Origin of the sequence: Actinoplanes sp. NPDC048791 (assembly GCF_040650095.1) — a bacterium.
Classification (GTDB): domain Bacteria; phylum Actinomycetota; class Actinomycetes; order Mycobacteriales; family Micromonosporaceae; genus Actinoplanes.
In genome coordinates, this window is sequence record NZ_JBEZGQ010001131.1 from 1 (window position 1) to 2,493 (window position 2,493).

The window sequence follows — 2,493 nt, forward strand, 5'->3', positions numbered from 1 at the left end:
GGGCCAGCCGCGCGGCGACGTCGACGCGGTCGGAGATGTGCCCGGCGAACCGCACCGGCAGCCGGGCCGCCCGGTAGGCCAGCGCGGCCCGGCGGGAGCCGTCGCCGGCCAACGCCAGCACGGCGGGCACCTTGGCGGCGCGCAGCGCGGCGATGGTGTCGACGGCCAGCTCGGGGCGCTTGTCGGCGGACAGCCGGCTGCAGTAGACGACCAGCAGCTCCTCCGGGCGGGCATAGCGGGCCCGGACGGCGGCGTCGGCCCGGCTCGGGTGGAACTGACGCAGGTTGACGCCGAGCGGCACCTCGACGAGGTTGGGCACACCGAGGCGGCGGAACTCCGCCGCCGCGAAGGCGGTCGTGCAGACGATCTGGTCGAAGACCTCGGCCGTACGCCGGTTGAGCCGGTCGGCGAGCGAGTCGCGGTGCGGCATGCCCCAGACGCCCAGCAGGCCGGCCAGGGACTCGTGGGAGACCATCATCGAGCCGACCCCGCGCTCCCGGGCCCAGCGGCCGGTCCAGCGCAGGGTGGCCCGGTCGGAGACCTCGATGCGGTCCGGCTGCAGGCCGTCCAGCAGCCCGGTCAGCTCCCGCCGGCCGGCCAGCACGCGGTAGCCCCCGGTGCGCGGCACCCGGTGGCCGGGCAGCGTGATGACCCGGCCCTGCTCGGTCATCTCGTCGGAGCGCTCCCGCCCCGGCACGATCAGGATCGGCTCGTGGCCGGCCCGCAGATAGCCCTCGCCGAGGTTGCGCAGCGCGGTGCGCAACCCGCCCGAACGAGGTGAGACGAAGTTCGCCAGTCGGACGATACGCAGCTTGCGTTCACCCACTGATCGACCGGTCATGCAAGGCACTCCAAGGTCACTTCGAGGTCGGTGGTCCGCTCGTGCCGTCCCCTCGGCAAGCTCAGAGATCGTAGCGGGAGCCGGGTCGCACGACCTCCACCGGACCCACGAACGCGGCGGACGCGGCCTCCACAGTAGAGGCCTCACTGCCCCAGGCGGGAACCAGATGGGTCAGCAGCAGTTTGCCGACGTCCGCCTTGGTCGCCGCCTCCCCCGCCTCGCCGCCGGTGAGGTGCAGGTCGGGCGGGTTGACCACGCCGTCGAGGTAACTCGCCTCACACAGGAACAGGTCCGCGCCCTGGGCCAGGCGCAGCAGGGCGTCGCACGGCGCGGTGTCCGACGAGTACGCCAGCACCCGGCCGTTGTGCTCGACGCGGACGCCGTACGTCTCGATCGGATGGTTGACGCGGTCGGCGGTCACGGTGAACGGGCCGATCGGGAACGTGCCCGGCTGCAAACCGTAGAACGTGTACACGTCGTCGACCGGCTCGTTCTCGGCACTGTAGGCGGCTGAGATGCGCTCGGCGGCGCCCATCGGGGCGTACACGGGCAGCGGCGGGAGCGGGCCGCCCGGGGCGTAGCGGCGCACCACCACGTAGGTGCACGCGTCCAGCATGTGGTCGCAGTGCAGGTGGGTCAGCATGATCGCGTCGACGGCCCCGATGCCCGCGTACCGCTGCAGGGCCGACAGGGAACCGGACCCGAAGTCGATCAGCAGCCGGAACCCCTCCGCCTCCACGAGGTAGGCCGAACAAGCCGACTCGGGGCCGGGAAAACTGCCGGCACAGCCGAGAACGGTCAGTCGCATGCGGGTTCCTCTGGTTCACGCTCGGTCGTCCACTCGGCCAAGACCCATGCTCCTTGAAAGTCCTTTGCCCCCAGGAAACGGTCCTTGGTCGAGACGGCAGACCAGTCAATCACGCTGCGCAGCCTACGCCGGGGCCAGCACGTCGGCTAAATGTCTGATCGATTTGTCGCGAAATCGACAACGCAGGTCACACCGGTCGTGACCTGCATCATTATCCCATCCGTTACGCCACGTGAGTCGCATTCGTTGCACACCGTGAAGGACCACCAGGGTCAAACGGAGGAGTGCAGTGGCGACGACGGGCGTGCAGGAGCCGAGACGGACTCGTGTCCCGGTGCAGGAGTCTCCGGCGCCGGACGTGGTCCCGTTCGGCTGGGAACCAGGTCCGGCCGACCTGATGGACGACATCGACGGCGAGGTCTACTTCCGCTTCCCCACCCCGGACGACCCGGCGCCGGGCACCCGGCGGCTGCTGGCCATGTCCCTGTACGCGTCACTGCTGGGCCTGGCCGGCGTCGGCATCGGCATCCGCGGCCTGGTCTCGCAGATCGGCGGCGGGGTGCCCGGCTGGTACGTGCCGGTGCTGGCCTTCCTCGGCATGGTCAGCGTGGCCCTGTCGGTGGGAGCGTTTCTCTCCATCCACCGACGGGTGCTGCCGTGGCTGTTGCTGCTGGCCGCGGCCCTGCCCCTGATCGCGGACATCATGCTGGCCGTGGCTTACTGAACTCGACCGCTCCCGTGCGGCGCCACTGAAGCGCGGCGCCCGCCCGGGTGTCCCACGGCGCCCGCCGGCTCGGCCAAGGCTGAGCGGGCGGGGGGGGGGGGCGGCCCCGCCGTTTGGTCA

At 71.3% G+C, this 2,493-nt stretch carries 3 protein-coding genes; 1 reads left to right on the top strand and 2 read right to left on the bottom strand.

All coding sequences use genetic code 11. From position 1 onward, the window contains the following. Together AB0C29_RS43210 and AB0C29_RS43215 are read right to left on the bottom strand one after the other, a co-directional pair. Positions 1-841: glycosyltransferase (locus AB0C29_RS43210; RefSeq protein ID WP_360833430.1), on the bottom strand; the 841-nt coding region annotated here is incomplete at its 3' end. A gap of 61 nt (positions 842-902) precedes the next feature. Continuing rightward, positions 903-1,649 (bottom strand): MBL fold metallo-hydrolase, encoded by a 747-nt coding sequence (locus AB0C29_RS43215; protein ID WP_360555203.1) that lies wholly within the window; start codon positions 1,647-1,649, stop codon positions 903-905. A 334-nt stretch (positions 1,650-1,983) separates the two neighbouring features. On the opposite strand from AB0C29_RS43215, the gene AB0C29_RS43220 reads away from it, so the two are divergent. Then, positions 1,984-2,373 (top strand): hypothetical protein, encoded by a 390-nt coding sequence (locus tag AB0C29_RS43220; RefSeq protein ID WP_360833432.1) that lies wholly within the window; start codon positions 1,984-1,986, stop codon positions 2,371-2,373. Positions 2,374-2,493: the final 120 nt, after the last annotated feature.

Coding starts and splice junctions, on each gene's coding strand:
- AB0C29_RS43215 (WP_360555203.1), bottom strand. CDS start 1,649: ATGCGACTGACCGTTCTCGGCTGTGCCGGCAGTTTTCCCGGCCCCGAG.